The sequence below is a fragment of the Janthinobacterium breve genome (genome assembly GCF_051380895.1).
Lineage (GTDB): Bacteria > Pseudomonadota > Gammaproteobacteria > Burkholderiales > Burkholderiaceae_D > Janthinobacterium.
Genome location: NZ_JBNYXY010000006.1, coordinates 111,656 through 136,050 on the forward strand (window position 1 = coordinate 111,656; position 24,395 = coordinate 136,050).

Here is a 24,395-nt window from a genome sequence, read left to right on the forward strand (position 1 = left end):
TTACGATCTGGCGGCCAGTATAACGCCTGGCCCGCATGCCGCGTTCCCGATTTATTTCGCATTGATGGCTTGACCGCGCCAACAATTTCGCCTATTCTTTGTCGATCGACAAATAATAGGAGCCGATATGAAAACCATCCAAGGACCCAGCCTGCACCTGGCACAATTCGCCGCCGATACGGCGCCCTTCAACACCCTGCCTGCCATCGCCGAGTGGGCGGCCGGCATGGGCTTCAAGGCCCTGCAGATTCCCGCCTGGGATGCGCGCCTGTTCGACGTGGCGCAGGCCGCCCACAGCCAGCAATATTGCGACGAGCTGGTCGCCATGCTGGCCGGCCATGGCCTGGTCATCAGCGAACTGACGACGCACATCTTCGGCCAGCTGGTAGCCGTGCATCCGGCCTACGACGCGCTGTGCGACAGCTTCGCGCCAGCCCACCTGCATGGCCAGCCGGCGGCGCGCACCGAGTGGGCCATCGAGCAGGTCAAGCTGGCGGCCATGGCCTCGAAGCGCCTGGGCCTGACGGAAATGGGCACGTTTTCCGGCTCGTTCGCCTGGCCATATCTGTTCCCGTTCCCGCAGCGCCCGCCCGGCCTGATCGAAACGGCCTTCGACGAACTGGCGCGCCGCTGGCTGCCCATCCTCGACGTGTGCGAGGAACAGGGCGTCAACCTGTGCTACGAAATCCACCCCAGCGAAGACCTGCATGACGGCATCAGCTTCGAGATGTTTTATGAACGCGTGGGCCGCCATCCGCGCTGCAAGATGCTGTTCGACCCCAGCCACTTCGTGCTGCAGCAGCTGAACTACCTGGAATTCATCGATATCTACAAGGACCATATCCGCATGTTCCATGTGAAGGATGCGGAGTTCAATCCGACGGGACGGCAAGGCATTTACGGCGGCTACCAGTCGTGGGAAAACCGCGCCGGGCGTTTCCGCTCGCTGGGTGATGGCCAGGTCGATTTCAAGGCGATCTTTTCGAAGATGGCACAGAACGACTACGCGGGCTGGGCCACGCTGGAATGGGAATGCTGCCTGAAGGATCAGGAGGTGGGTGCGCGCGAAGGCGTGACCTTCATCAATGCCCACATCATTCCCGTGACCGGCAAGATCTTCGACGACTTCGCCGGCGCCCCCGTCAGCGCGCAGCAAATCAACACCCTGCTCGGCATCGGGCACAACTGATCAACTGTATCAATACAAGGACTCACCATGCATCAACATGAAGACAACTACACCCACGACTATGTGCGCATCGACGGCCAGCGCCTGCATTGCGTGATTGCCGGCGAAGGCAAACCCGTGCTCCTGATCCCCGGCTGGCCGCAGACCTGGTATGCCTGGCGCCACGTGATGGCAGCCCTGGCAGCCAATGGTTACCAGGCCATCGCCATCGACCCGCCAGGCAGCGGCCACTCCAGCCGCCCGGCCGATGGCTACGACACGGGCGCCATTGCCGCCACCCTGCACCGCGCCATGCTGGCCCTGGGCCACGCGCAGTACGATGTGGTAGGACACGATATCGGCATGTGGGTGGGCTATGCGCTGGCCAGCGATTTCCCGCAGGCCGTGACGAAACTGGCGCTGACGGAAGCCGTCATTCCCGGTCTGGCGCCGGCGCCGCCCATCTTCGTGGCGCCGTCCGACAACATCTTCCTGTGGCATTTCATGTTCAACCAGGTGCTCGATTTGCCGGAAATGCTCACGGCGGGCAAGGAACGCGAATACATCCGCTTCATTTTCGACCGCTGGTCGTACCGCCGCGACAAGGTGGCCGTCGACGTGTATGCGGACGCCTACGCCACGCCGGGCGCCCTGCGCGCGGGCTTCGCCTACTACCGCGCCATTCCCGAAACCATCCGGCAAAACCTGGAGCGGGCAAAACACAGCCTGCCGATGCCCGTGATGGCCATCGGCGCCGACCACGCGACGAATGACGCGCCCCTGCTGACCATGCAGGGCAAGGCCGACATTTTGCAAGGCGCCATCGTCGCCGAATGCGGCCACTTCATCATGGAAGAACAGCCGGAAGCGTTCATCGCCCACCTGCTGCCCTTCCTGGCGGGAGAGCCGGCATGAGCCTGGACCCGCAAGTAGCGGCTTTCCTGGCACAGGCAAACGATGCGCCGCCGCCCGCCTCGCTGGCAGAGCTGCGCGCCGCCACGGAAACGGGGCTGCGCCAGCTGCACGGGCCATTGGAAGACGTCGCCTCGATTAAGGATTACGTGCTGCCGGGCGAACATGCGCTGACCGTGCGCGCCTACGTACCGGCTGGTGTGGATACGGGCAAGCCTCTGCCCGCCATCGTCTTCGCGCATGGCGGCGGCTGGTGCCTGTGTTCGCTGGACCTGTACGACAATCCGTGCCGCGCGCTGGCCAACGCCACCGGCTGCGTGATTTTTTCCGTCAACTACCGGCTGGCGCCCGAGCACAAGTTCCCCGTGCCGCTGGACGACTTTTACGCGGCGCTGTGCTGGGTCGCCCAGCATGGGGCGGCGCTGGGCATCGACGTGAAGCGCCTGGCCGTGGGTGGCGACAGTGCGGGCGGCAACCTGGCCGCGGCAGCGGCACTGATGGCGCGCGACCAGGCCGGCCCCGCGCTGGCGCACCAGCTGCTGCTGTACCCGGCGCTCGATTTTGCCTTCGACACGCCGTCCTACCAGCGCTATGCGGATGGTCATTCGCTGACGCGCGAAGCCATGCGCTTTTGCTGGTCGGCGTACCTGAACGAGCCGGCCGACGGCGCGCATCCCTACGCGGCGCCCCTGCGGGCCGCGTCGCTCAAGGACTTGCCGCCGGCGACCGTGCTGGTGTGCGAATTCGATCCGCTGCATGACGAAGGCGCGGCGTATGCGCGGCGTTTGCGCGATGACGGCGTGGCGGCGCAATGCGTACAGCTCGACGGCATGATCCATGCATCGATGCACATGCTGGGCCTGACGCCAGCGGCGCGGGGCCTGTTCGAGGTGGCGGGCCAGGCCATGCGGCAGGCGCTGGGAACGTAAAAAAAACCGCCGCCGGGGATGGCTCCACGGCGGCGTATCACATCAGTCCACCAGCTTGCGCACCTCGATGCCATTCAACCATTTCACATGGCGCGGACCCGTGCGAATGTCTTTTGCCGAGATGAGGGCGATTTCACCATCGTTGTCGTCGAGCGCCTTGCCGTTTTTTTCGTAGTAGACGATCACGCCCTCGCCGGCCGGCGCGTTATACAGCTCGCCCCAGGAAAACACCACCGCATAGCCATCGGTCGCCGTGGCGATGATGGCGAGCTTCTTGACGTCGTTATGGCCCGGCGCATCGAGCACCGCCTTGTCGAGGATGTCGCGCAGGCGCACACCCTTGTAGCTGGTGATGGTCTCGGCCTTGTCGCCGTTATGACGCGTGACGGCGATTTCCCCGCCATTCGCGGGCGGCAGCTGGCGCAGGTCGGCCACCTTCAGGATCAAAGGCGTTTCCACCATGCCCGTCACGGCGAGCGCGTGGCTCATGTTGTCGCGCGCGGCAGCGGGTGCCGACCACGCGGCCGGTGCCGCCGCCAGCAACGACGCCGCTGTACAAGCAGCAAATATTTTCTTGAACATGCTATGTCCTTTCATTGAACAGTCAAAAAATCAGAACTGGTACTGTGCATTGGCCAGCCAGGTGCGCCCGGCGCTGGGAAAACCGTCGGAGAGCGCGTAATTGCGGTCATCCAGGTTCGCCACGCCCGCTTCCAAGGTCAATGCCTGCAAGGGGCGGTACACGGCCTTCAGGTTCAGCGTCGTAAAACCACCGAGTGCCAAAGTGTTCGAGACCCAGCGCCCGCTGTTCGATTCCGCGATGGCCACCACGTCGACCTGGCGCGCAGCATGCAGCACGGCGTGCGCCGTCAGCTTGTGGCGCGGCACGTCCGTCAGGCGGATGGCCCGGTCGCTGACGTTCTTCATCTCCGTGTAGGTGTAATTGCCGCCGAAGTCCAGCCAGGCACCTGCGCGACCGCGCAAGCCCAGTTCCACGCCGCTGATATGCGCCCTGCCCGCGTTCTGCATCTGCGCGCGCACGCCCGACACGTTCGCCACGCTCTGGATTTTGTCTTTCACATCGCTGTAGAACAGTGCAGCTTCCAGCGCCAGGCCTTGCGCATTGCCCTGATACCCCAGCTCATAATTCATCGCCTCTTCCGCGCGCAAGGCCGGGTTTTCGATATAGGTGCCCAGACGCTGCGAGTAGCGGTCCTTCAGGGTCGGCAGGCGCGACTTGCGCGCCACGGTGGCGTACACGCGCGCCTCGGCGCCGATCTTGTGGAACAGGCCCGCCTGCAGGTCGGTGGCCGATTGATTACTTGGCAAGGTATACGCATTGCCGGCGCTGTAGACGGTATCCGGGCGCAGTGCATTGCGCGACACGCCCAGCGACAGTTCCGTCGCCGCGTTGACGGCGATGCTGTCTTCCGCACCCAGGGTCCACAGGGCATCCTTGTACCAGGTATTGCGCACGCCCTTGGCGTCCAGTTCCTGGTGTTCATCGGCCTTGACGCTGGCGACGAAGCGCAGGCTGTGCGCGGCCAGGCGGAACGATTCGAGCTCCACCGCACCGCCGTTCGTGCGGTCGTTATAGATGCTGCGCCCGCCGCTGACGCTGCCCTGGCCGCTGGTTTTCAGGGTCGCGTAGCTGCCGTTCGTGTAGGAGGTGATTTCATTGTCGTAGCTGTCGTGGTACAGCCGCAGTTTCAGCCGCTCGGCCTCGCCCAGGCGCGTCTGCGAGACGAAATACACGCTTTCCTTGTTCCAGTACGGCCACTGCCAGTAGCGCGCGCCGACGGGATTGGTCGATGGCGGCTGGCCCTTTTCGCCATGCTGCTTGTAGTAGCTCAATGCATACTCGTCCCCGCCCGCGGGCGTGTAGCCCACCTTGAACGACAGTTTATGGTCCTTGCGGTAGGCATTGTTGCGCGTGCCGCCGTCTTCCGTGGCCGTGGCACGGAAGACGGACGACAGGGGGAAACCGTCGCTGTCGATATAAGACACACCCGCCTGCAGATACCACAGGCCCTGGTTCGTGCCCACGTTGGCCGACACCTGGCGCTCGCTGCCCGAGCCGAAACCGATGGAGGTATCGCCCTCAAGGCGCGCCGTGGGTTTGCGCGAGATCAGGTTGATGGCGCCGCCCAGGGTATTGGCGCCATACGCCACGGAGCTGAAGCCCTTGGCCACCTGGATGGCGGCCAGGTCGGCCGTCGTGAAGCGGTTGAAATCGACATAGCCGTCATAGGGTACATAGACGGGAATGCCGTCGATGTACAGCGGCACCTGGCGCGCATCGAAGCCGCGGATGGCGACGGTCTTTTCGTTGCGCGAATTGGTCGACAGCGACACGCCCGACAGCAAATTGAGGGCGTCGCCCACGTTGTCGCGGTTAAAGCGGCGCATTTCGGCGCGGCTCACTTGCGAACCCACTTGCTGCTCATCCAACTGCGCCACCTGCCCCAGCTGGTCGCGCTGGCCGATCACCGTCACCGTGCCCAGCACGAACGGCGCCGCCTCATCCTTGCCTGCCGTTTGCTGCGCCTGCGCCGTCAGTGCCATCTGCGCCAGCGCCAGCATCACGGCGCCTGCCATTACCTGTTTCAACATCGTCTTGTTCTTTCCACTCTCGTTATATGCGTTATATACCGTCTTATATATCGATATTCAAAAAAGCGGCCGCGCATGCGGCGGCCGTCACCCAACAGCGCAATATACAGACGTATATAGCGATGCTCAAGCGACAAGACGGGAAACACCTGCGCAGGTCAAATTTCACGCCTTTTTCATGCAGCGCAGCATTTCGCTGTGCGAACGAATGTTTCACAAAACGGTTGACATGCGAGATTCGGCTAGGCAAACTGATTTTCAGGGAGTCAGAAAATGAAAGCAAATATGACCAATATTCAGGCCGCAGCCGATCCGGAACTCATCGTTTTCAGCGATGACGAGGAAGGCAAGGATCGCCAGTTCGTCAACGCGCTGGCGCGCGGGCTGGAAGTGCTCCGGTGCTTTCGCCCCGGCGAAGTCTATCTGTCGAACGCGGACATGGCCAAGCGCACTGGCATCCCGAAACCCACGATTTCGCGCCTCACCTACACCCTCACCAAACTGGGCTACCTGAATTACTCGGACAGCCTGGGCAAGTACCAGCTGGGCGCCGGCGTACTGGCCCTTGGCTACCGCATGCTGTCGAACCTCGACGTGCGCAAAATGGCGCGCCCGCTGATGGAAGAACTGGCCGAACATGCGCAGGCCTCCGTTTCGCTGGGTACGCGCGACCGTCTCAGCATGGTGTACGTGGAAACCTGCCGCAGCAGCGCCAACGTCACCCTGCGCCTTGACGTCGGCTCGCGCATTCCCTTGATGACGACGGCCATGGGCAAGGCCCTGCTGTGCATCCTGCCGCAGGCCGAACGCGACTACCTGATGGACCATGCACGCGTGCACGAGACGGAACGCTGGCCACGCATCAAGGCCGGCATCGAGCAAGGCTTCAAGGATTACCAGGACCGGGGCTTTTGCATCTCGGCCGGCGAGTGGCAGAACGACGTGCATGCGGTGGGCGTGCCCATGCTGGGTGCCGATGGCGAGCAGGTGATGGCCTTCAATTGCGGTGGCCCCGCCTTCCTGCTATCGCGTGAAAAACTCGAAGGTGACCTGGGACCACGCCTGGTCGCCCTGGTCAAGACAGTGGAAAAAAACCTGGGCCGCGGTTAGACTGCGCGCCCCCTCTCAACATCGATTCCGAGGACCCCGATGATACGCGACGAAGAAACCCTGAACATCCTGCTCGACAGCATCGCCCGTTTCGTGCGCGAAGTGCTGGTGCCGAACGAGGCGCTGGTGGCCGAAACGGACACGATACCGCCCGCCATCGTGGCGCAGATGCGCGAACTGGGCCTGTTCGGCCTGTCCATCCCGGAAGCCTATGGCGGCCTGGAACTGAGCATGGAAGAGGAAGTCAGGGTCGCGTTTGAAATCGCCCGCACTTCGCCCGCCTTCCGCTCGCTGATCGGCACGAACAACGGCATCGGCTCGCAAGGCATCGTCATCGACGGCACGGAAGCGCAGAAACAGCACTACCTGCCGAAACTGGCGGCCGGCGAGATCATCGGCTCGTTCGCCCTGACGGAAGCGGGATCAGGCTCCGATGCGGCATCGCTGCGCACGAGCGCCGTGCGCGACGGCGACTTCTATATCCTCAACGGCAGCAAGCGCTATATCACCAACGCGCCCGAAGCGAGCATCTTCACGGTAATGGCGCGCACGGACCCCGTCAAGCGGGGCGCCTCGGCCATCTCCGCCTTCATCGTGGAAAGGGACACGCCGGGCCTGTCCCTGGGCAAAATCGATAAAAAGATGGGCCAGCAAGGCGCGCATACCTGCGACGTGATCTTTGAAAACTGCCGCGTGCCGGCCGCGAACATCATCGGCGGCAAGGAAGGCGTGGGTTTCAAGACAGCCATGAAGGTGCTCGACAAAGGGCGTTTGCACATCGCCGCCGTCTGCGTGGGCGCGGCCGAACGCATGCTGGCCGACGCCCTGGCGTATGCCATGGAGCGCCAGCAGTTCGGCCAGCCCATCGCCGAATTCCAGCTGATCCAGGCCATGCTGGCCGACAGCAAGGCCGAGATTTACGCCGCGCGCAGCATGGTGCTCGACGCCGCGCGCCGACGCGACAACAAGGAAGACATCTCGACGGAGGCGTCGTGCTGCAAGCTGTTCGCCTCCGAAATGTGCGGCCGCGTGGCCGACCGCTCCGTGCAGATCCACGGCGGCGCCGGCTACATCAGCGAATACGCTGCCGAGCGCTTCTACCGCGACGTGCGCCTTTTCCGCATCTACGAAGGCACGACGCAGATCCAGCAGATCGTCATCGCCCGCAACATGATCAAGGCAGCACAAAAGTGAAGGAAGCCGCGATGGACATTCCAGCCTTGCTGGCCGGCCTGCCGGCCCGCCTGTCGGCCATCCCCGCTTACTGGGCAGCGCGCGCGCCCGACGCACCGGCACTGCATGAAGCTGGGCGCAGCTGGACCTATGCGCAGCTGCAGCACAGTGTGGAAAATGCAGCACAGTTGTTGCGCCAGCTGGACGTGCGCCCCGGCGACCGCCTGATGGTGGTGGGCGAAAACGGCGCGCTGCAGGTGGCGCTGATCTTTGCAGCGGCCAGCATCGACGCGTGGATCGTCAACGTCAATGCGCGCCTGTCGGCGCGCGAGATCGACACGATCGCCGAGCATTCCAGCGCCCGGCGGCTGCTGTTCCTGGCCGGCGCCTCGCCGGAGGCGGCAGCGCATGCCGTACGTCTGGGCGCGGCCAGCGCCACGGTCGATGGCATGGGCGAGCTGCTGGCGGGCAGCTTGAACGAGGCCAGCGTCGCGGAAGCCTGCGTGCCCGGCAACGAACAGGTGGCCGCGCTGATCTACACGACGGGCACCACGGGACAATCAAAGGGCGTGATGCTGACGCACCGCAACCTGCTGTTCATCGCCGCCGTCTCCAGCACATTGCGGGGCTTGACGCGCAGCGACCGCGCCTACGGCGTGCTGCCCATCTCGCACGTGTACGGTCTGGCCTCGGTTGCCCTGGGCACCCTGTATGCGGGCGCCGCCCTGTACCTGGTGCCGCGCTTTTCCGTCGACGGCCTGCTGACCGCGCTGAAGGACGATGAACTGACCATCGTGCAGGGCGTGCCCGCCATGTACGCCAAGCTGCTGCAAACCCTGGGCGGCGCCGATACGCCACTGCCCACGCAGCTGCGCTTTGCGTATGCGGGCGGCTCGCCGCTGGCGCCGTCGCTCAAGCGCGACGTGGAAAAGCTGCTGGGCACCGCGCTGCACAACGGCTACGGCATGACGGAAAGCGCGCCCACCATCAGCCAGACGCGGCTCGATGCGCCGCGCCATGACAGTTCCGTCGGCATGCCGATCCCCGGCGTCGAAGTGCGCGTGGTAAACGTCGCCGGCGCCGACGTGGCGCCGGGCGAAGCGGGCGAACTGTGGATACGCGGGCCGAACGTCATGGCCGGCTATTACCGTGAACCGGCCATGACGGCGGCGACCATGCGCGACGGCGGCTGGCTCAACACGGGCGACATGGCGCGCCAGGAACCGGACGGCGCGCTGTTCATCGTGGGCCGCACCAAGGAGCTGATCATCCGCTCCGGCTTCAACGTGTATCCGCTGGAAGTGGAAACGGCCCTCAACGCCCATGCTTCCGTGGTGCAGTCGGCCGTGGTGGGACGCACCCTGGACGATGGCAATGAGGACGTCATCGCCTATGTGGAACTGGACCCGCAGCACCCCGTGACGGTGCAGGCCTTGCAGGACTATCTGGCGCAGACCCTGTCGCCCTACAAGTGCCCGTCGGCCATCATCGTCATGGAAGCGCTGCCAGCCGCTGCCACGGGCAAGATTTTAAAAGGACAGCTGCGGCAGCTGGCGCAGAACAGGCAGTAAATTCACCATTGCAGTTGGTTTCAATACACCCGACAATAAAACCCAGGCGGGTAGCTTTGCCGGTGCCGATCCTGGCGCCGGCAAACCGAGTCACATCACCGGAGGAGACACGATGAAACGCACATACACACGCATCGCCATGGCAGCGCTGGTTGCCAGCGCCTGGATGGCGCAGGCCAGCGCCGACGAATTCCTGGTCGGCGCGGAAATCCCCCTGACGGGCAACCTGGCGCGGGTCGGCGCCGGCATGCAGGAAGGCATCATGGTCGCGGCCGAGGTATTCAACAAGACCAACGGCAAGCACACCGTCAAGATCGTCACCGTCGACGACGAATCGGCGCCCGCCAAAGCGATTGCCGCCGTGGAAAAGCTGGCCAGCCAGGGCGTGGTCGCCATCACGGGCGGCTACGGCTCGAACAATATCTCGCCCGCCTCAGACACGGCGAACAAACTGGGCCTGGTCTACATCACTTCGGGCGGCGTGGACGACAGCCTGGTAGCCAGCGGACGCAAGAATTTTTTCCGCATCAATAACACGGCCGGCTACGAAAAAGCCATGCTGGGACTGCTGCAGGATGTGGGCGCCAAGTCCGTTTCCATCGTCTATTCGACCAAGGACGCCACCACGGGCCTGGCGAAAGACGTGGAAAAGGCCCTGACGGCCAAGGGCGTCAAGGTGACGACGCATTCGTTCGACCCGGCCATTACCGACTTCAAGCCCATCATCAACAAGATCAAACTGCAGGACAAATCCGAAGTCGTGGCCATGGTCGGCTACGAAAACGATTACGTGGGCATCATCCGCGCCGCCCGCGTGCTCAAACCAAAAATCAAGGCCATGGTGGGCGTGTGGTCGCTGGCCACGCCGAAAATGGCAGCCGACTTCCCCGACCTGATGCCGAACGTGTTCGGCACGGCCCTACTGCCCTTCCCCACCGAATTCAAGACAGCCGATGGCAAGGCCTTCAGCGACGCCTACAAGCAGCTGTACAAGAAAGAACCGGACTATTTGGGCCAGTTCGGCTACGTACAATCGATGCTGCTGTTCGAAGCCATCGCGCGCGCGGCCGACAAGGGCACGCTCAAGAAAGGCGGCGTGGCCGAGGAAATGCGCAAGACGGACCGCGAAACCCTGATCGGCCGCGTGCAGTTCGCCGCCAATGGCGACAACCAGAACTTCGTGCACCGCATGGCGCAGCACCAGGACAAGAAGGTGGTGATCGTCTGGCCGAAGGAACACGCCACGGGCAAGCTGGCCTATCCAGCCCTGCCCTGGTAGGCAGCCTCCCGCTGCACACGCGCGCGCCCTTTAGGGCGTGCACCGATGAACGGCAGCCCTGGTGCATCCTTCGCGATGCGCCAGGACTGCCTGACGGGATGACGACATGACAGAATTAATTTTGCAAGCCCTGTATTCAGGCTTGCTGCAGGGCGGCTCCTACGCCCTGATCGCACTGGGACTGGCGCTGGTCTTCGGCACCATGAAAGTGATCAACCTGGCGCACGGCGAACTGGTACTGCTGGCCGCTTACATCGCCTACAGCGTAGAATCGGGACTGGGACTCGGTCCCATGTTCGCCATTCCCATCGCGCTGGTGATCGTCAGCCTGACGTCCGTGGGCGTGTACCTGATCGTCAGCCGCATCAAGAAAGACCGCGAAATCAATTCGCTGATCCTCACCTACGGCATCGGCGTCATTCTTACCAATTTCATCCTGCTGGTGTGGAAGGCCGACATCCGCTCGACCTCATCGAGCTGGCTGCAGGAAGGTTTTGAAATCGGCCCGTTTTTCAGCATGCGCAGCGAAGTGATTTTCTTTGGCGTCAGCCTGGTACTGATGGCGGCCCTGTGGCGCTGGCTGGCCACCAGCTGGTATGGCCGCGCCGTGCGCGCCGTCTCCAGCAACCGCGATGCGGCCAAGCTGATGGGCATCGACCCGGGCCGCACGGAACTGGTCTCCTTTTTAGTCGCCGGCATCCTGGCTGCCTTCGCCGGTGTGGCCCTGTTCAGCTATGGCGTGATCCAGCCTGCCTACGGTGGTGCGTTGACGGTGAAAGCCTTCATCATCACGGTCCTCGCCGGCATCGGCTCGATCCCCGGCGTGCTGCTGGCCGCCGTGCTGCTGGGCGTGGCCGAAGCGCTGACCGTCACCCTGGCCAGCTCCGCGCTGCAGGAATTGTCCGGCATGGTGCTGTTCCTGCTGGTGCTGTTCATCATGCCGAACGGCTTGTTCGGCGCACAACGGAGACGCGGATGAAGCGCTCGACATTGATTTCAACGGCCGGTTTGCTGCTGACCGCGTATATCGCCGTGCCGCTGGCCCTGGGCGGCAACCAGTATGTGATGAGCATGGTGGTGGCGGCCCTGATCATCGGCGGCGTGGCCATGTCCTGGGCCCTGCTGGGTAATTTGGGCGGCATGGTCAGCTTCGGCCATGCGGCGTTCTTTGGCGTGGGCGCGTATGTGTCCGCCCTCACTACCGTGAAACTGGGCTTGCCCGTGTTTCCCGCCATGCTGCTGGGCGGTGCGGGGGCGGCCATCGCCGCCGTCATCATGCTGCCCGTGCTGCGCCTGCGCGGACCGTATTTTGCGCTGGCCATCCTCGCCTACGCCCACATCTTCCGCATCCTGGCCACAGAATGGAGTACCGTCACGGGCGGCGCCGGTGGCGTGAACAATATCCCCACCTTGCCCACCGTCTTCGGCTTTGATTTGGCCAGCAAGACGGGCGCCTACCTGGTGGTGCTGACCCTGGTGGTGGCATGCGCCTTCGCCTACAGCCGCATCCGCGCCAGCCATTACGGCATCGCCCTGCGCGCCATGCACGACAGCGAAGACGCCACGCGCGTCGTCGGCGTCAACAGCACCCTGCTGAAAGGCGCCATGCTGCTGGTGTCGGCCTTCATGGCGGGCCTGTTCGGCGCCTTCAACGCCCACTACATCAACTTCCTGGAGCCGGATTACGCCTTCAACAGCCTGTGGGTGACCTTGCCCATCGTGGCGGCCATCTTCGGTGGCTACCGCACGATACTCGGCCCCGTGCTAGGCGCCGTGGTGGTCTACCTGGTCGACCAGCTGATCTTCAAGTCGCTGATTCCCACGGGCCACCAGCTGGTGCTGGGCGTGCTGCTGGTGGCGATGATTGTCTTCAGTCCGAACGGCTTGCTGCCCCTGCTGCAAAAATGGCTGAAAAAAGCGCTGGTCAAGGAGAACGCACATGCTTGAACTCGATAATGTCTCGGTGCGCTTCGGCGGCTTGACGGCCGTTGATTCCGTCACCCTGAACGTGGGCAGCCACGACGTGATCGGCCTGGTGGGCGCCAACGGCGCCGGCAAGACCACGCTGTTCAATGCGATTTCCGGCCTGGTGCGCCCCACCAGTGGCAGCATCCGCTTCGAGGGGCGCGACATCATGGCCACGCCCATGTACCAGCGCGCCCGCCTGGGATTGGGACGCACCTTCCAGATTCCACAGCCCATGCATGAATTGACGGTGCGCGAAAACCTCATCGTGGCGCAGCGCTTCGGCACCGGCAAGGTAGACCAGCGCAAGATCGATGAAATCCTCGATTTTACGAGCCTTCTTGACAAGGCCGGGCGCGATGCGGCCAGCGAACTGGCGCTGACGGAACTCAAAGCGCTGGAAGTGGCCAAGGCGCTGGCCACCAACCCGAAGCTGCTGCTGCTCGATGAAGTGCTGGCCGGCCTGGAAACGAACGGCAAGCGCCGCTTCATGGGCATGCTGAAGGACTTGCACGCCGCCTTTGGCGTGGGCATCGTCATGATCGAGCACGACATCGAGACCATCAGCAATCTGTGCCAGCGCGTGGCCGTGCTCAATTTTGGCCAGCTGATCGCCGACGGCACGCCCGACGCCGTCTTCCGCGATCCGGCCGTCATCGAAAGCTATACGGGAGCAGCCCATGCTTGAAATAAGTAAACTGCGCGCCGGCTATGGCGCCATCAATGTGCTGTGGGATGTGTCGCTCTCGATCCAGAAGGGCAAGCTGACCACCATCATCGGCCCGAACGGGGCCGGCAAGACCACCCTGCTGCGCGCCATCATGGGCTTGCTGCCCGTGGGTGCGGGCAGCATCGCGCTCGAAGGCGTGGGCATCAACGGCACGCCCACCTGGAAGATGAGCGACGCGAGGGTCACCATGATCCCCGAAGGCCGCATGACGTTTCGCGACATGAGCGTGGAAGAAAACCTGATCATGGGCGCCTTCCCGAAAGAGCACCGCAACCACATGCCGGCGCGCCTGGCCGAAGCCTATGCCATGTTCCCACGCCTGCACGAACGGCGCCGCCAGCTGGCCGGTTCCTTGTCAGGCGGCGAGGCGCAGATGCTGGCCATGGCGCGGGGCTTGATGTCGGACCCGTCGCTCTTGATCATCGACGAGCCGTCGCTGGGCCTGGCGCCACTGGTGGTCAACGAGCTGTTCGAGATCCTCGCGCGCCTGAACGACGGCAAGCGCACCATCATCCTGGTGGAACAGAACACGGCGCGCGCCGTGGGCGTGGCCGATCATGTCTACCTGATGCAAAGCGGTAAAGTGGCGCTGTCGCAAACGGCTTCCGAGGTCGATCTCGAGCACCTGCACGAACTCTATTTCGCGCGCTGAGTAATATCCGCTGCATGCAGCTGGCATCACTCCTCGTCGTCCTCGTCCTCGTCGGCCAGCTTGTCGAACACCAGCAGCTCACTCTTGCCGAGTCCGGCCATCACGAAGGGATCGTCGGCAGGAAAACGGCCAGTATCGACCAGCATGCGCAGCTTGCTCAAGCGATCACCCAGCGCCAGCGCTTGCGCCTGCGGATCGGCATCGGCGTGGGTATCGACGCCGGCATGCTCGATCGCATTGGTCACGGACGCGGGAAACTCCCATAATTCGGCGATCCGTACGGACAGGATGCGCGCTTGCGCAAACACCTGGGCAATGAAGGCGTCCGATTGCGGGAAGGCATCGGGCGCATGCATCTGGTCGATCAGCCGGAACGCCACCACCAGGCCGACATTGGCCATCAATCCCGCGAGATAGGCGTCGAAGGCGTTGGCCTGCATGGCGGGCGCGACCAAATTGGCCGCCAGCGCGCATTTCTCGGACTGGCGCCAGATCAGGGGCGCCGTGCGTATGGTCAACCCGCCGCTTTGCATGCTGACGATGGGGCGGAAGGCGACGCGGGCGAGCAGCATGCGCATGCCGTTTTGCCCAAGCAGCATGATGGCGCCTTCCATGTTGTTGATCGACGGGCTGGCGTTGTAGCGCGAATGGTAGCGGGGCCGGTTCGCTTCGCGGTAGACCTCGGCGACCAGCAGCACGTCCTGGGCCAGCTGGCGCGACAGCTCGGCCGCGCTCATGTTTTCATTTTGCAAGGTCCGCATCAACTGCGGAATGATGGCCGGAATGCGCGGCACCAGCGCGGCGCCAGCGACCGGTTCACGGGCCAGGCGCGCCAATTCGTCCAGAATCTGCTGTTCGGCCTGCGCGGAAGCCTGCGCCGAACCGGCGGCCGCCAGCCAGCGGTAATAGATGGCATCGATTTCGGTGATGGTGGCTGGCTGCCGTGTCATCTCGGGCGCCGCCGCTGCCGTGAGGGGCGCAGCCTTGTTTTTTTCGTCGCCGCCGTTCAGTAATTTTCCTATCCAACCCATTTTGCTATCCAAACCTTTATGCATCACTATCGCGACATCCGCTACACGATTTTACTTGATGACAGCAGCGCTGGTGCGGCGGGCGTCGCAGGCCTTGCCCACTTGCCGCAAAATGCTACAGTGGCGCTCTCGCAGGTCCCCCTGCTTTGCAAGGTACATCATGAACAATCTGTTGGCCCGCTATGTCACCGGCCAGGCGTACAACAACGCCTGGGCCAACCACCGCTTGCTGAAGGCTTGCGGGCAGCTGACCCAGGCCGAGTTCCAGGCCACGCGCGTCAGTTTTTTCCCCACCATCCAGTTCACCCTGAACCACATCCTCACTTGCGACTGGTTTTATCTCGACGCGCTCGAACGCGAGCTGCGCGGCGAAGCGCCGCACCCCGACTGCTATGTCTTTTTTGAACAGGACGAACCGTTCACCGATTGCGCCGCCGTGCACGCGGCGCAGCGCGCCTCGGACCTGCGCCTAATCGCCCATTGCCGCAGCCTGTGCGATGCGGACCTGGCGCGGCCCGTGACGATCCTGCGCGACACGCCGCAAGTCGACACGCGCCAGCGCATGCTGGCGCATTTGTTCCAGCATCAGATCCACCACCGGGGGCAAGTGCACGCCATGCTGGCCGGCACGCGCATCGCGCCGCCCCAGCTCGACGAGTTCTATTGCGCCGGCGAAGCGGGCGAACGGGCGCAGGATTTCCTGGAACTGGGCTGGACGGAAGACGACGTCTGGGAAGAGCGCTGAATCATTCTTCGGCGTGGCAGCAGACGCACAGCTTGTTGCCGTCGAGGTCGCGGAAGTAGGCGCCATAGTAATGGGCGTGATAATGGGGGCGCAAGCCGGGCGGCCCCTCACACAGGGCGCCCAGCGCCAGCACGGCCTGGTAGCAGCGGTCCACCTGGGCGCGGCTGGCCGCCAGCAAGGCCGTCATCTGCCCATTGCCGGGAGTCGCCGGCAAGCCGTCATGCGGCGCCGTCAGCACGAACAGGGGGCGCGGTGCCTCCTTCGCCATCCAGCCCGCCCAGGGTTGGGCCGGATCATGAAATTTCTCGATCAAATCGAGTTCTCCGAGCAGGGCCGTGTAGAAGGCATAGGCGCGGGTAAAGTCGTTGGTGCCGAGGCATATATGGGACAGCATGCTGCTCCTTCATGAATTCAAGCATGTGCGGCAAAATGCGCCAGCTGATTATAATGGCGCATCGCTTTCCGACCCGCTCCCATACCAGACCGCGACCGCCTCGGTCGCGGTCTGGCATCTGACAAAAACCGAACGATTGCTCTATTTATCAGCCAGCGCTCCCCTGGCATTGTAAAATAGGCAAATATGACACGGCATCGGCCGTGCCGCTTGCCGGCCTTTCGCGCACGCGGAGCCACTCACACTCGGGGAAAACATGCGCAATACTGACAAAAAAGCCTATCTGGTCGGCGGCGGCATCGGCTCGCTGGCCGCGGCCGCCTTCATGATACGCGACGGCGGCATGCAAGGCAGCAACATCACCATCTTCGAAGCATCGCCCGTGACCGGGGGCAGCCTCGATGGCGGCGGCAATGCCGAGGATGGCTACACCTTGCGCGGCGGGCGCATGCTGACCACCGATAATTACGAGTGCACCTGGGACTTGTTCAAGAGCATCCCTTCGCTCGAACATGCGGGCCAGAGCGTCTACGATGAAACCATCGCCTTCAACGAACGGCACATTCCCCACTCGCGCGCGCGCCTGGTCGACCGCAACCGCTTCAAGGTCGATGTCAGCAGCATGGGCTTTTCCATGCAGGACAGGCTGGACCTGCTGAAGCTGACGGAAGCCGATGAAGACACGCTGGGCAGCAGCGCCATCACGGACTGGCTCTCGCCCGAATTCTTCGACACCAAGTTCTGGTACATGTGGGCCACCACGTTTGCCTTCCAGCCCTGGCATAGCGCCGTCGAATTCAAGCGCTACCTGCACCGTTTCATGATGGAGTTTTCGCGCATCGAAACCCTGGCTGGCGTCAAGCGCACCGTCTACAACCAGTACGACTCGCTGGTGCGCCCGCTGGTCGCGTGGCTGCAGGAGCAAGGCGTGAATATCATCATGGATTGCACGGTGACCGATATCGCAGTGCAGGAGCCCGAAGGCCGCCTGACGGCCACCGCCCTGCACTGCCAGCGGCGCGGCCTGGCCGACGTGATCCCCGTCGCGGCCGGCGACCTGGTGTTTTTCCAGAATGCCTCGATGACGGATGCCTCCAGCTATGGCAGCCTGCACAGCGCGCCGGCCAAGCGCACGAAAAACGACAGCCAGGGCTGGCGCCTGTGGGAAAAGCTGGCCGAGGGCCGCCCGGAACTGGGCCGGCCAGCCGCCTTCAACAGCAGCATCGCCGAATCGTATTGGGCCTCGTATACGGTCACCTTGAAGGACAGCGCCTTCTTTGATCGAATGGAACAATTCACGGGCAACAGCGCGGGCACGGGCGGCCTCGTCACCTTCAAGGACAGCAACTGGTTCATGTCCGTCGTGCTGGCGCACCAGCCCCATTTCGCCGGCCAGCCCGAGGGCGTGCAAGTATTCTGGGGTTATGCGCTGCACCCCGACCGCATCGGCAACTTCGTCGCCAAGCCCATGTCCGAATGCAGCGGTGCGGAAATCCTGCGCGAGCTGTGCGGCCACCTGAACTTCGACCTCGACATCATGGCCACGGCCAACTGCATTCCCTGCCGCATGCCCTACATCACCAGCATGTTCATGCCCCGCGCGAAGAGCGACCGCCCCCTGCCCGTGCCGGCCAACTCCGTCAACCTGGCCTTCGTCAGCCAGTTCGTGGAGCTCGCCGACGATGTCGTCTTCACCGTGGAATACTCAGTACGCGCAGCGCAGACGGCCGTCTACCAGTTGCTCGGCGTGCAGCGCGAAGTGCCGGCCATCCACGCGCACGACAAGTCGCTCAAGGTCAAGCTCGATGCCGTCATCAAGGCGTTCAAATAGCCTCGTTGCTGACGCTTGCACGCAACAAAGGCCGCGCTGCCGGCCGTGCAAGCACCTGGTTTAAGACTGGCTTCAGCCTCGCCGTGCATCGTGGATAGGGCGCCAGCAGCAATGGCGCCGCCCCTCACACTCACGGGCACGGCCCAGCGAAAGAGCCAACATGAAAACATGGATGCGCGCCAACAAAGGTTTTTTGATGTTTCTGCTGCTGTTCGGCGTATTCCGCACGGCCGTGGCGGACTGGAATCCCATACCGTCGGCATCCATGCGCCCCAACCTGCTCGAAGGCGACGTGGTCTTCGTCAACCGCCTCGCCTTCAACCTGAAAGTACCGCTCACCGATATCGTGCTGCAGCGCCTGGGCGAACCGCAGCGGGGCGACATCGTCACCTTTTCCTCGCCGAAAGACGGCACGCGATTGATCAAGCGCATCATCGCCCTGCCCGGCGACACGGTGGAAATGCGCAATGAAGAGCTGGTCATCAATGGCCAGCCCGCCCGCTACACGGCGCTCGACACGGCGCCTGAAACCATCGCCCACGTGGGCCAGTTGACGGCGCAGCGCATCAGCGAACGCAACCAGACCGAGCAGCACCGCATCCAGGTCTTGCCGCAAATCGCGGGCGCGGCGCGCAGCTTTGCCCCCGTGACGGTGCCGGCCGACCACTTCATGATGCTGGGCGATAACCGCGACAACAGCGCCGACTCGCGCTATTTCGGCTTCGTGCCACGCGAATTGCTGATCGGCAAGGCCGAGCGCATCCTCGTCTCGGCCAACATCCAGGAGCATTGGCAGCCGCGGCTGCAGCGTTTCGGCATGAAGCTGGAGTAAACACTGGCCTTGCAACGGCGCCGTGCTTTTCGGTTAGCATGGCGCATCATGCAAAACTTTCCCTCAGTCAGCCAGCAGAGCGCCAGCGACGATTCCGCCCTGGAGCAGCTGGCGCAGTTCCTGCAACGCCATCCCGACGTGCTGCTGCTGACGGGCGCCGGCATCAGCACGGCGTCCGGCATTCCCGCTTACCGCGACACGGACGGCGTGCGGCGCGGCAATGCCCCCGTGCAAGGCCCCGATTTTCGCCGCCAGGAAGCCGTGCGCCGCCGCTACTGGGCGCGCAGCATGGTGGGCTGGCCCGCCCTGGCGCGCGCCATGCCGAATCCCGGCCACCTGGCCATCGCGCGACTGGCGCAGCGCCAGCACATCGGCGGCCTGGTCACGCAAAACGTCGATGGCCTGCATCAGCAGGCAGGCAGCACCGCCGTCACGGAGTTGCACGGCAGCATACACGGCGTGGTGTGCCTCGATTGCCATACCCGCCACACGCGCCGCCTGATCCAGGACATGCTGGAGCGCGACAATCCACAGATGCTGGGCGCAACGGCCACGCCGGCGCCCGATGGCGACGCCTTGCTGGAACCGTCCCGGCTGGCCAAATTCCACCTGCCCGTCTGTCCCCGCTGCGGCGGCACCCTGCAGCCCGACGTGGTGTTTTTCGGCGACGGCGTGCCCTCCGCCTGCGCGGCCGAGGCGGAAAGCAAGATGCACGCCGCCAGCGCCCTGCTGGTGGTGGGCTCATCCGTCATGGTGTATTCCAGCTTTCGCCTGTGCCGCATGGCGGCCGAGACGGGCAAGCCCGTGGCCGCCATCAACCTGGGCAAGACGCGCGCCGACCATTTGCTGGCATTCAAGACCGATGCGCCGGCACAGGACATCTTGCCAGCATTAGCGGCCATGCTGGGCTGATCGCGCCTCAGCGCTGCGCCACTCTCGCTATACTGTGGGATTGACGAGGAGAATTCATGCTGGAACTGTTGAGTGAACACGCCTGTTTTGGCGGCGTACAACGCTTTTATCGCCACGACGCGCACGCCATCGGCTTGCCCATGCGTTTTTCGGCCTTCATTCCCGACACGGCGCCAGGCAGCGTGCTCAGCACCAAACGCCCCGCCCTGTTTTACCTGGCCGGTCTGACTTGCACGGAAGAAACGTTCATGATCAAGGGCGGCGCGCAGCGCGTGGCGGCCGAAGAAGGACTGATCCTGATCGCGCCCGACACCAGCCCCCGTGGCGCCAACATCGCAGGCGAAACGGATGCCTGGGATTTCGGCGCGGGCGCCGGCTTTTACGTGGATGCCACCGAGGCGCCGTGGAGCAGCCACTACCGCATGTACAGCTACATCCTGGAACTGCGCGCCCTGCTGGAGCAGGAGCTGGGAATCGATGCGCAACGCACGGGCATCTTCGGCCACTCCATGGGCGGCCATGGCGCGCTGGTGCTGGCCTTGCGCAATCCTGCACTGTTCCGCTCCGTGTCCGCCTTCGCCCCCATCGCCGCACCGAGCCAGTGTCCTTGGGGCAAGAAAGCGTTCACGGGCTACCTGGGCAGCGATGCGGCCAGCTGGCAGCAGTACGACGCCAGTGCGCTGATGCGCGGCCGCCAGGGCCAGCCACCACTATTCCCCGAAGGCATCTTGATCGACCAGGGCCTGGCCGACAAGTTCCTGCCCGAGCAACTGTTCCCCGACGTCTTCGAAGCGGCATGCCGCGACGCTGGCCAGCCATTACGGCTGCGCCGCCATGCCGGCTACGACCACGGCTATTACTTCATCGCCAGCTTCATGGAAGAGCATCTGCGCTTCCATGCGAAAAACCTGCGCGCCATTGGCTGATTAGAAACTATTGCGCCGTGCTGGTATGCCCGTTGAAATGGCGCGTGTACCAGTCCGTGGCCAGCAAGGCCGCCTGGTGGCGCGTGTCGGGCCCGCCAGGCGCGGCGATCTGTTCCAGCTGCTTGTCGCAGCGCAAGGTGGCAAAAGCCATGCGGTTCAGGCCGGCCACATCGGGGTCGCGCCCGCCCACGATCAGCAGCGATGGCACGCGCACGTTTTCCAGCGCCGCCTTGCCAGCCATTTCCACCTGACCATCGCAGACGGCCAGCGCGGCGATTTCCGCGCTGCGCCAGGCCGCCAGCTGCATCACCACGGCGGCGCTGGTGCCATAGCCATACAGGCCGCAGGGCAAGCGCCGCGTGGATGGGTCCACCTGCAGCCAGCCCAGGGCTTTTTCCAATTGGCGCGCCAGCAGCACGATATCGCTGCGCACGAAATATGCGTGGCCATTGCTGCCGCCGCCAGGCCCGACACCGCCCTGGTCGAAGCGCAGGGTGGCGATGCCCGCTCGCAAAAAATCCTGGGAAGTGGCGTGACTGGAGGCGCCCAGATAGTCGCTGTCGGCGCCCGCGCCATGGGCAAACAGGACGATGCCCACCGGTCGCTCGGGCATTTCAAGCACGCCGTCCATTTGAAGTTCATCGGCCGTGATGCTGACAAATTGTTCTTGCATGGCTGCCTCCGCTATCGAACTGAAATCGGGCTGAAAATCAAGCTGCTATTGCGCTGATTTTGCCGGACCGGTCGCCGCCTGCGCGCCCTGAGCGGCAATCCTCAGTGTACCAGCCTGCGTCCGTTCACGCGCGGCACACGTCAAATTTGCCACACGCCAGCATCAGACGGCGCCGTGCCGGTCCAGCCCCTTCAGCACGGCTTCCGGGCGGATCGGCAAATGCCGCACGCGCGAGGCCACGGCGGCGAAGATGGCGTTGCCGATGGCGGGCGCCACGGCCGTCGTGGGCGGCTCGCCCATGCCCGTTGCCGCGTGCGTGCTGGCAACAAATTCAATGTCGAGCTCGGGCACGTCGGCCATGCGCAGGGGCGTGTAGGTATTCAGGTTGGTATCCTTCACTTCGCCATTCAGGAAAGCCGTGCCTTCATGCAAGGCCATGCTCACGCCCCACAGCGCCCCCCCTTCCGCCTGCGCCAGAGCGCCATCGGGGTCGACGATGCTGCCAGCGTCGATGACCATGAACAGTTTTTCGACCTTCACCATGCAAGTGCTGCGGTCCACTTTCACCCTGGCAACACAGGCCGTCCAGGTAGGCATGTCGCGCTCCTGGCCGAAGGTGGCGGCGATGCCCAGGCCCGTGTCGGGCGGCATGGCCGTGCCCCAACCCGCCTTGTCCGCCACCCGCTGCAGCACGTGGGCCAGGCGCGCGGCGCCGCCGACGGCGTTCGGCGCGCTGCCCGCGTTGCGCCCCGTCGCCTGCAGCAGCGACAAACGGAAGGCCAGCGGATCGACCTTGGCCGCCTGCGCCGCCTCGTCCATGAAACTTTCCACAGCCCAATTCGTCCAGCCCGGGCCCACGGAACGCAGCCAGCCAGGACGGAAACTGCTGTTGGCCAGGTCGTTCGACACGGCCCGCACGCGCTGCGCGCCCACCGTGTACCAGTGATCGGCGCCGGCGATGGCGAACGGGTCATACGGATGGCCATGCGTATCCTTGGCCAGGAAAGCGGGAATCATGGCTTGCGTGGGCCAGCCCGCACTCGCTTCGTGCACCATCGCCGAGACCTTGCCGGCATCGTCGAAGGCCATGCGCACATGTTGCAGGGACGGTGAACGGGGCGAATCGAAACGGGCATCGTCGGACCGCGTGCAAATCATCTTGACGGAACGTCCGACGGCTTGCGCGGCCAGCGCGGCCGGCACGCAATAATCGCCATTCAGGCGTCGCCCGAAACCGCCGCCGAGCAGATAGGTATGCAGCATCACCTTGCTCTCCGGCACCTTCAACGCCTGCGCGAGCACGGGCAGGATCAGGGATTGCCACTGGTTGCCTGCATGAATGTGCCAGACGCCGTCGATTTCCTGCGCCAGCGCATTCACCGGTTCCAGCTGGAAATGCAGCACGGTGCTGGTCGTGTAGTGGCGTTCCAATTGCAGGCTGGCATCCTTGAACGCTTGCTCCACGCCATCATCATCGACCACGCGGGCGCCCAGGCTGGCATCGGCCAGCTGCTTGCCTGCATAGTTGACGATATCCTCCTCCGACACGTGCGCGGCCGCACCGGCCCGCCATTTCACCTGCACCAGGTCGGCCGCGCGCATGGCGGCCGCATACGTGTCGGCCACCACCATGACCCAGCCGGGCACCGTGCCGCTGGGGTCCTGCAAGGCGACCGAGCGCAAGTACCCCTTCACCTTTTTCGCCGCCGAGTCGTCGATGGACACGACCTTCGAGCCGTAGCGCGTGGGCGGGATCTTCGGGCGCGCATACAGCATGCCGTCGACCTGCGCATCGATGCCGTACACGGCCGTGCCATCCGTTTTCGAGGGGATGTCCAGCGCCTGCACTTGCTGGCCGATCAGGCTGCGCTGCTGCGGCGTCTTGAGCACGATGGCTTTCAATTGCTCTGGCGTGTACTGGCGCGCCAGCTTGCCACGACGCACGATGTCGCCATAGCTGATCGAGCGCCCACGGCCATGCACGACACCGAGCTTGGCGTGGCAGGCGGACACGGGCACGCGCAGCAGGCGCGCGCCCTCCTCGACCAGCGCGAGGCGGCCGGCCGCGCCGGCACGGCTGAGCGGATCGAAATTCTGCCACACGGACCAGCTCCCGCCCGTCACCATCAAGCCCCATTTCGGGTCCGTGTCCACGTAATGCAGGCGCACCTTGCTCCAGTCCGCCTCCAGCTCCTCGGCAACGATGCGCGCCAGGGCCGTGCCGATGTGCTGGCCCATTTCCGCCTTGGCAATGTTGACGGTGACGATGCCGTCGCGCTCAATCTGAAACCAGATGCCGGGATCGAACACGGGCGCGCTGGCTTTGACCGGAGGTACGGGCGCCACCTTGCCGGCGGCCAATGAGCTGTCGGCGCGCAAGAAAGCCAGGGTAAAACCCGTGCCGGCGGCGGCGATCAGGAAACCGCGCCGTCCCATAGAAGGGGGACGGACAGAAGAATTTTCTTTCGGCAACTTAAACACCGGGTGCCTCCTGCATGCCGGCCGCCAGCTTGATCGCCTTGCGGATGCGCACATACGCCATGCAGCGGCACAGGTTGCCGCTCATGACGGCATCGATATTCGCATCCGTCGGCTGCGGATAGTCGCGCAGCAAGGTGGCCGCCTGCATGATCTGGCCCGACTGGCAATAGCCGCACTGGGGCGCCTGCGTGGCGATCCAGGCCCGCTGCAGCGGATGCGTGCCGTGCGGCGAGAGGCCTTCGATGGTGGTGATGGCGCAACCGGTGACGGCGGCAATCGGCGTGATGCACGAGCGCATGGCGCGGCCATCCACATGCACGGTGCAAGCGCCGCACATGCCGATGCCGCAGCCAAACTTGGTGCCTTTCAGATGGGCCTCGTCGCGCAGCACCCACAGCAGGGGCGTCTCGGCGTCGACCTCGGTGCCGAAGGGCTGTCCATTGACGGTAATGTTATACATAAGATACT

Annotated in this window: 23 protein-coding genes; 16 read left to right on the forward strand and 7 right to left on the reverse strand. The window is 64.0% G+C overall.

All coding sequences use genetic code 11. From position 1 onward, the window contains the following. The first annotated feature begins 127 nt into the window (after window positions 1–127). From ACQ4W0_RS12970 to lipP1, 3 genes are read left to right on the forward strand one after another with little or no spacing between them, the layout of a single operon-like run. Window positions 128–1,189: a sugar phosphate isomerase/epimerase family protein gene (locus ACQ4W0_RS12970; protein WP_436577085.1), complete on the forward strand. Its 1,062-nt coding sequence runs from the start codon at window positions 128–130 to the stop codon at window positions 1,187–1,189. 27 nt (window positions 1,190–1,216) lie between these two features. Continuing rightward, window positions 1,217–2,083, forward strand: a complete 867-nt coding sequence (locus ACQ4W0_RS12975; RefSeq protein WP_436577086.1) for an alpha/beta fold hydrolase — start codon at window positions 1,217–1,219, stop codon at window positions 2,081–2,083. Continuing rightward, entirely contained in the window at window positions 2,080–3,009 is a 930-nt protein-coding gene (gene lipP1 / locus ACQ4W0_RS12980) for a LipP1 family hormone-sensitive lipase (protein WP_436577087.1), read from the forward strand. The genes ACQ4W0_RS12975 and lipP1 overlap by 4 nt, the downstream gene beginning before the upstream one ends. Before the next feature lie 42 nt (window positions 3,010–3,051). On the opposite strand, the gene ACQ4W0_RS12985 is transcribed toward lipP1, so the two are convergent. Together ACQ4W0_RS12985 and ACQ4W0_RS12990 are read right to left on the reverse strand one after the other, a co-directional pair. Next, entirely contained in the window at window positions 3,052–3,591 is a 540-nt protein-coding gene (locus ACQ4W0_RS12985; protein ID WP_436577088.1) for a molybdopterin-dependent oxidoreductase, read from the reverse strand. Between the two features lie 30 nt (window positions 3,592–3,621). After that, window positions 3,622–5,622 (reverse strand): TonB-dependent receptor plug domain-containing protein, encoded by a 2,001-nt coding sequence (locus tag ACQ4W0_RS12990; protein WP_436577089.1) that lies wholly within the window; start codon window positions 5,620–5,622, stop codon window positions 3,622–3,624. Window positions 5,623–5,907: 285 nt separating this feature from the next. Between ACQ4W0_RS12990 and ACQ4W0_RS12995 the strand changes: the two genes are divergently transcribed. The 8 genes from ACQ4W0_RS12995 (at window position 5,908) to ACQ4W0_RS13030 (ending at window position 14,102) form a co-directional block, all read left to right on the forward strand. Continuing rightward, entirely contained in the window at window positions 5,908–6,732 is an 825-nt protein-coding gene (locus tag ACQ4W0_RS12995) for an IclR family transcriptional regulator (protein WP_436577090.1), read from the forward strand. Between the two features lie 39 nt (window positions 6,733–6,771). Beyond that, complete coding sequence (locus ACQ4W0_RS13000) at window positions 6,772–7,926, forward strand: acyl-CoA dehydrogenase family protein (RefSeq protein WP_426073093.1); 1,155 nt, start codon at window positions 6,772–6,774, stop codon at window positions 7,924–7,926. Window positions 7,927–7,937: 11 nt separating this feature from the next. Then, complete coding sequence (locus ACQ4W0_RS13005) at window positions 7,938–9,476, forward strand: class I adenylate-forming enzyme family protein (RefSeq protein WP_436577091.1); 1,539 nt, start codon at window positions 7,938–7,940, stop codon at window positions 9,474–9,476. Between the two features lie 112 nt (window positions 9,477–9,588). Next, window positions 9,589–10,755, forward strand: coding sequence for an ABC transporter substrate-binding protein (locus ACQ4W0_RS13010; RefSeq protein ID WP_436577092.1), 1,167 nt, complete (start codon window positions 9,589–9,591; stop codon window positions 10,753–10,755). 106 nt (window positions 10,756–10,861) lie between these two features. Further along, window positions 10,862–11,734, forward strand: a complete 873-nt coding sequence (locus ACQ4W0_RS13015) for a branched-chain amino acid ABC transporter permease (RefSeq protein ID WP_099402412.1) — start codon at window positions 10,862–10,864, stop codon at window positions 11,732–11,734. Then, window positions 11,731–12,702, forward strand: a complete 972-nt coding sequence (locus ACQ4W0_RS13020) for a branched-chain amino acid ABC transporter permease (protein WP_436577093.1) — start codon at window positions 11,731–11,733, stop codon at window positions 12,700–12,702. The genes ACQ4W0_RS13015 and ACQ4W0_RS13020 overlap by 4 nt, the downstream gene beginning before the upstream one ends. After that, window positions 12,695–13,408, forward strand: a complete 714-nt coding sequence (locus ACQ4W0_RS13025; protein WP_436577094.1) for an ABC transporter ATP-binding protein — start codon at window positions 12,695–12,697, stop codon at window positions 13,406–13,408. The genes ACQ4W0_RS13020 and ACQ4W0_RS13025 overlap by 8 nt, the downstream gene beginning before the upstream one ends. Beyond that, window positions 13,401–14,102 (forward strand): ABC transporter ATP-binding protein, encoded by a 702-nt coding sequence (locus ACQ4W0_RS13030; protein WP_436577095.1) that lies wholly within the window; start codon window positions 13,401–13,403, stop codon window positions 14,100–14,102. The genes ACQ4W0_RS13025 and ACQ4W0_RS13030 overlap by 8 nt, the downstream gene beginning before the upstream one ends. A 26-nt stretch (window positions 14,103–14,128) precedes the next feature. On the opposite strand, the gene ACQ4W0_RS13035 is transcribed toward ACQ4W0_RS13030, so the two are convergent. Then, on the reverse strand, window positions 14,129–15,133 hold the full coding sequence (locus tag ACQ4W0_RS13035; protein WP_436577096.1) for an HDOD domain-containing protein: 1,005 nt from the start codon (window positions 15,131–15,133) through the stop codon (window positions 14,129–14,131). A gap of 160 nt (window positions 15,134–15,293) precedes the next feature. Here ACQ4W0_RS13035 and ACQ4W0_RS13040 point away from each other — a divergent pair, with 160 nt between their 5' ends. Continuing rightward, window positions 15,294–15,878, forward strand: a complete 585-nt coding sequence (locus tag ACQ4W0_RS13040) for a DinB family protein (protein ID WP_436577097.1) — start codon at window positions 15,294–15,296, stop codon at window positions 15,876–15,878. A gap of 1 nt (window position 15,879) precedes the next feature. Here the strand turns inward: ACQ4W0_RS13040 and ACQ4W0_RS13045 are convergent, their stop codons facing one another. Then, entirely contained in the window at window positions 15,880–16,272 is a 393-nt protein-coding gene (locus ACQ4W0_RS13045) for a VOC family protein (protein WP_436577098.1), read from the reverse strand. A 256-nt stretch (window positions 16,273–16,528) separates the two neighbouring features. Here ACQ4W0_RS13045 and ACQ4W0_RS13050 point away from each other — a divergent pair, with 256 nt between their 5' ends. The 4 genes from ACQ4W0_RS13050 to fghA all read left to right on the forward strand — a co-directional run bounded on the left by ACQ4W0_RS13050 (window position 16,529) and on the right by fghA (window position 20,773). Then, a complete protein-coding gene (locus tag ACQ4W0_RS13050) occupies window positions 16,529–18,103 on the forward strand; it encodes an oleate hydratase (protein ID WP_436577099.1) in 1,575 nt (524 codons plus the stop codon). Window positions 18,104–18,263: 160 nt separating this feature from the next. Beyond that, window positions 18,264–18,935, forward strand: coding sequence for a signal peptidase I (lepB, locus tag ACQ4W0_RS13055; RefSeq protein WP_436577100.1), 672 nt, complete (start codon window positions 18,264–18,266; stop codon window positions 18,933–18,935). A 48-nt stretch (window positions 18,936–18,983) separates the two neighbouring features. Then, complete coding sequence (locus ACQ4W0_RS13060; RefSeq protein ID WP_436577101.1) at window positions 18,984–19,847, forward strand: NAD-dependent protein deacetylase; 864 nt, start codon at window positions 18,984–18,986, stop codon at window positions 19,845–19,847. Between the two features lie 56 nt (window positions 19,848–19,903). Next, complete coding sequence (fghA, locus tag ACQ4W0_RS13065; RefSeq protein WP_436577102.1) at window positions 19,904–20,773, forward strand: S-formylglutathione hydrolase; 870 nt, start codon at window positions 19,904–19,906, stop codon at window positions 20,771–20,773. Window positions 20,774–20,780: 7 nt separating this feature from the next. On the opposite strand, the gene ACQ4W0_RS13070 is transcribed toward fghA, so the two are convergent. The 3 genes from ACQ4W0_RS13070 to ACQ4W0_RS13080 all read right to left on the reverse strand — a co-directional run bounded on the left by ACQ4W0_RS13070 (window position 20,781) and on the right by ACQ4W0_RS13080 (window position 24,387). After that, window positions 20,781–21,446, reverse strand: a complete 666-nt coding sequence (locus ACQ4W0_RS13070; protein WP_436577103.1) for a dienelactone hydrolase family protein — start codon at window positions 21,444–21,446, stop codon at window positions 20,781–20,783. 162 nt (window positions 21,447–21,608) lie between these two features. Next, window positions 21,609–23,927, reverse strand: coding sequence for a xanthine dehydrogenase family protein molybdopterin-binding subunit (locus ACQ4W0_RS13075; RefSeq protein WP_436577104.1), 2,319 nt, complete (start codon window positions 23,925–23,927; stop codon window positions 21,609–21,611). Further along, window positions 23,920–24,387 carry a (2Fe-2S)-binding protein gene (locus ACQ4W0_RS13080; protein WP_436577105.1) on the reverse strand — a complete coding sequence of 156 codons (468 nt, stop codon included), beginning with the start codon at window positions 24,385–24,387 and terminating at the stop codon, window positions 23,920–23,922. The genes ACQ4W0_RS13075 and ACQ4W0_RS13080 overlap by 8 nt, the downstream gene beginning before the upstream one ends. Window positions 24,388–24,395 lie beyond the last annotated feature (8 nt).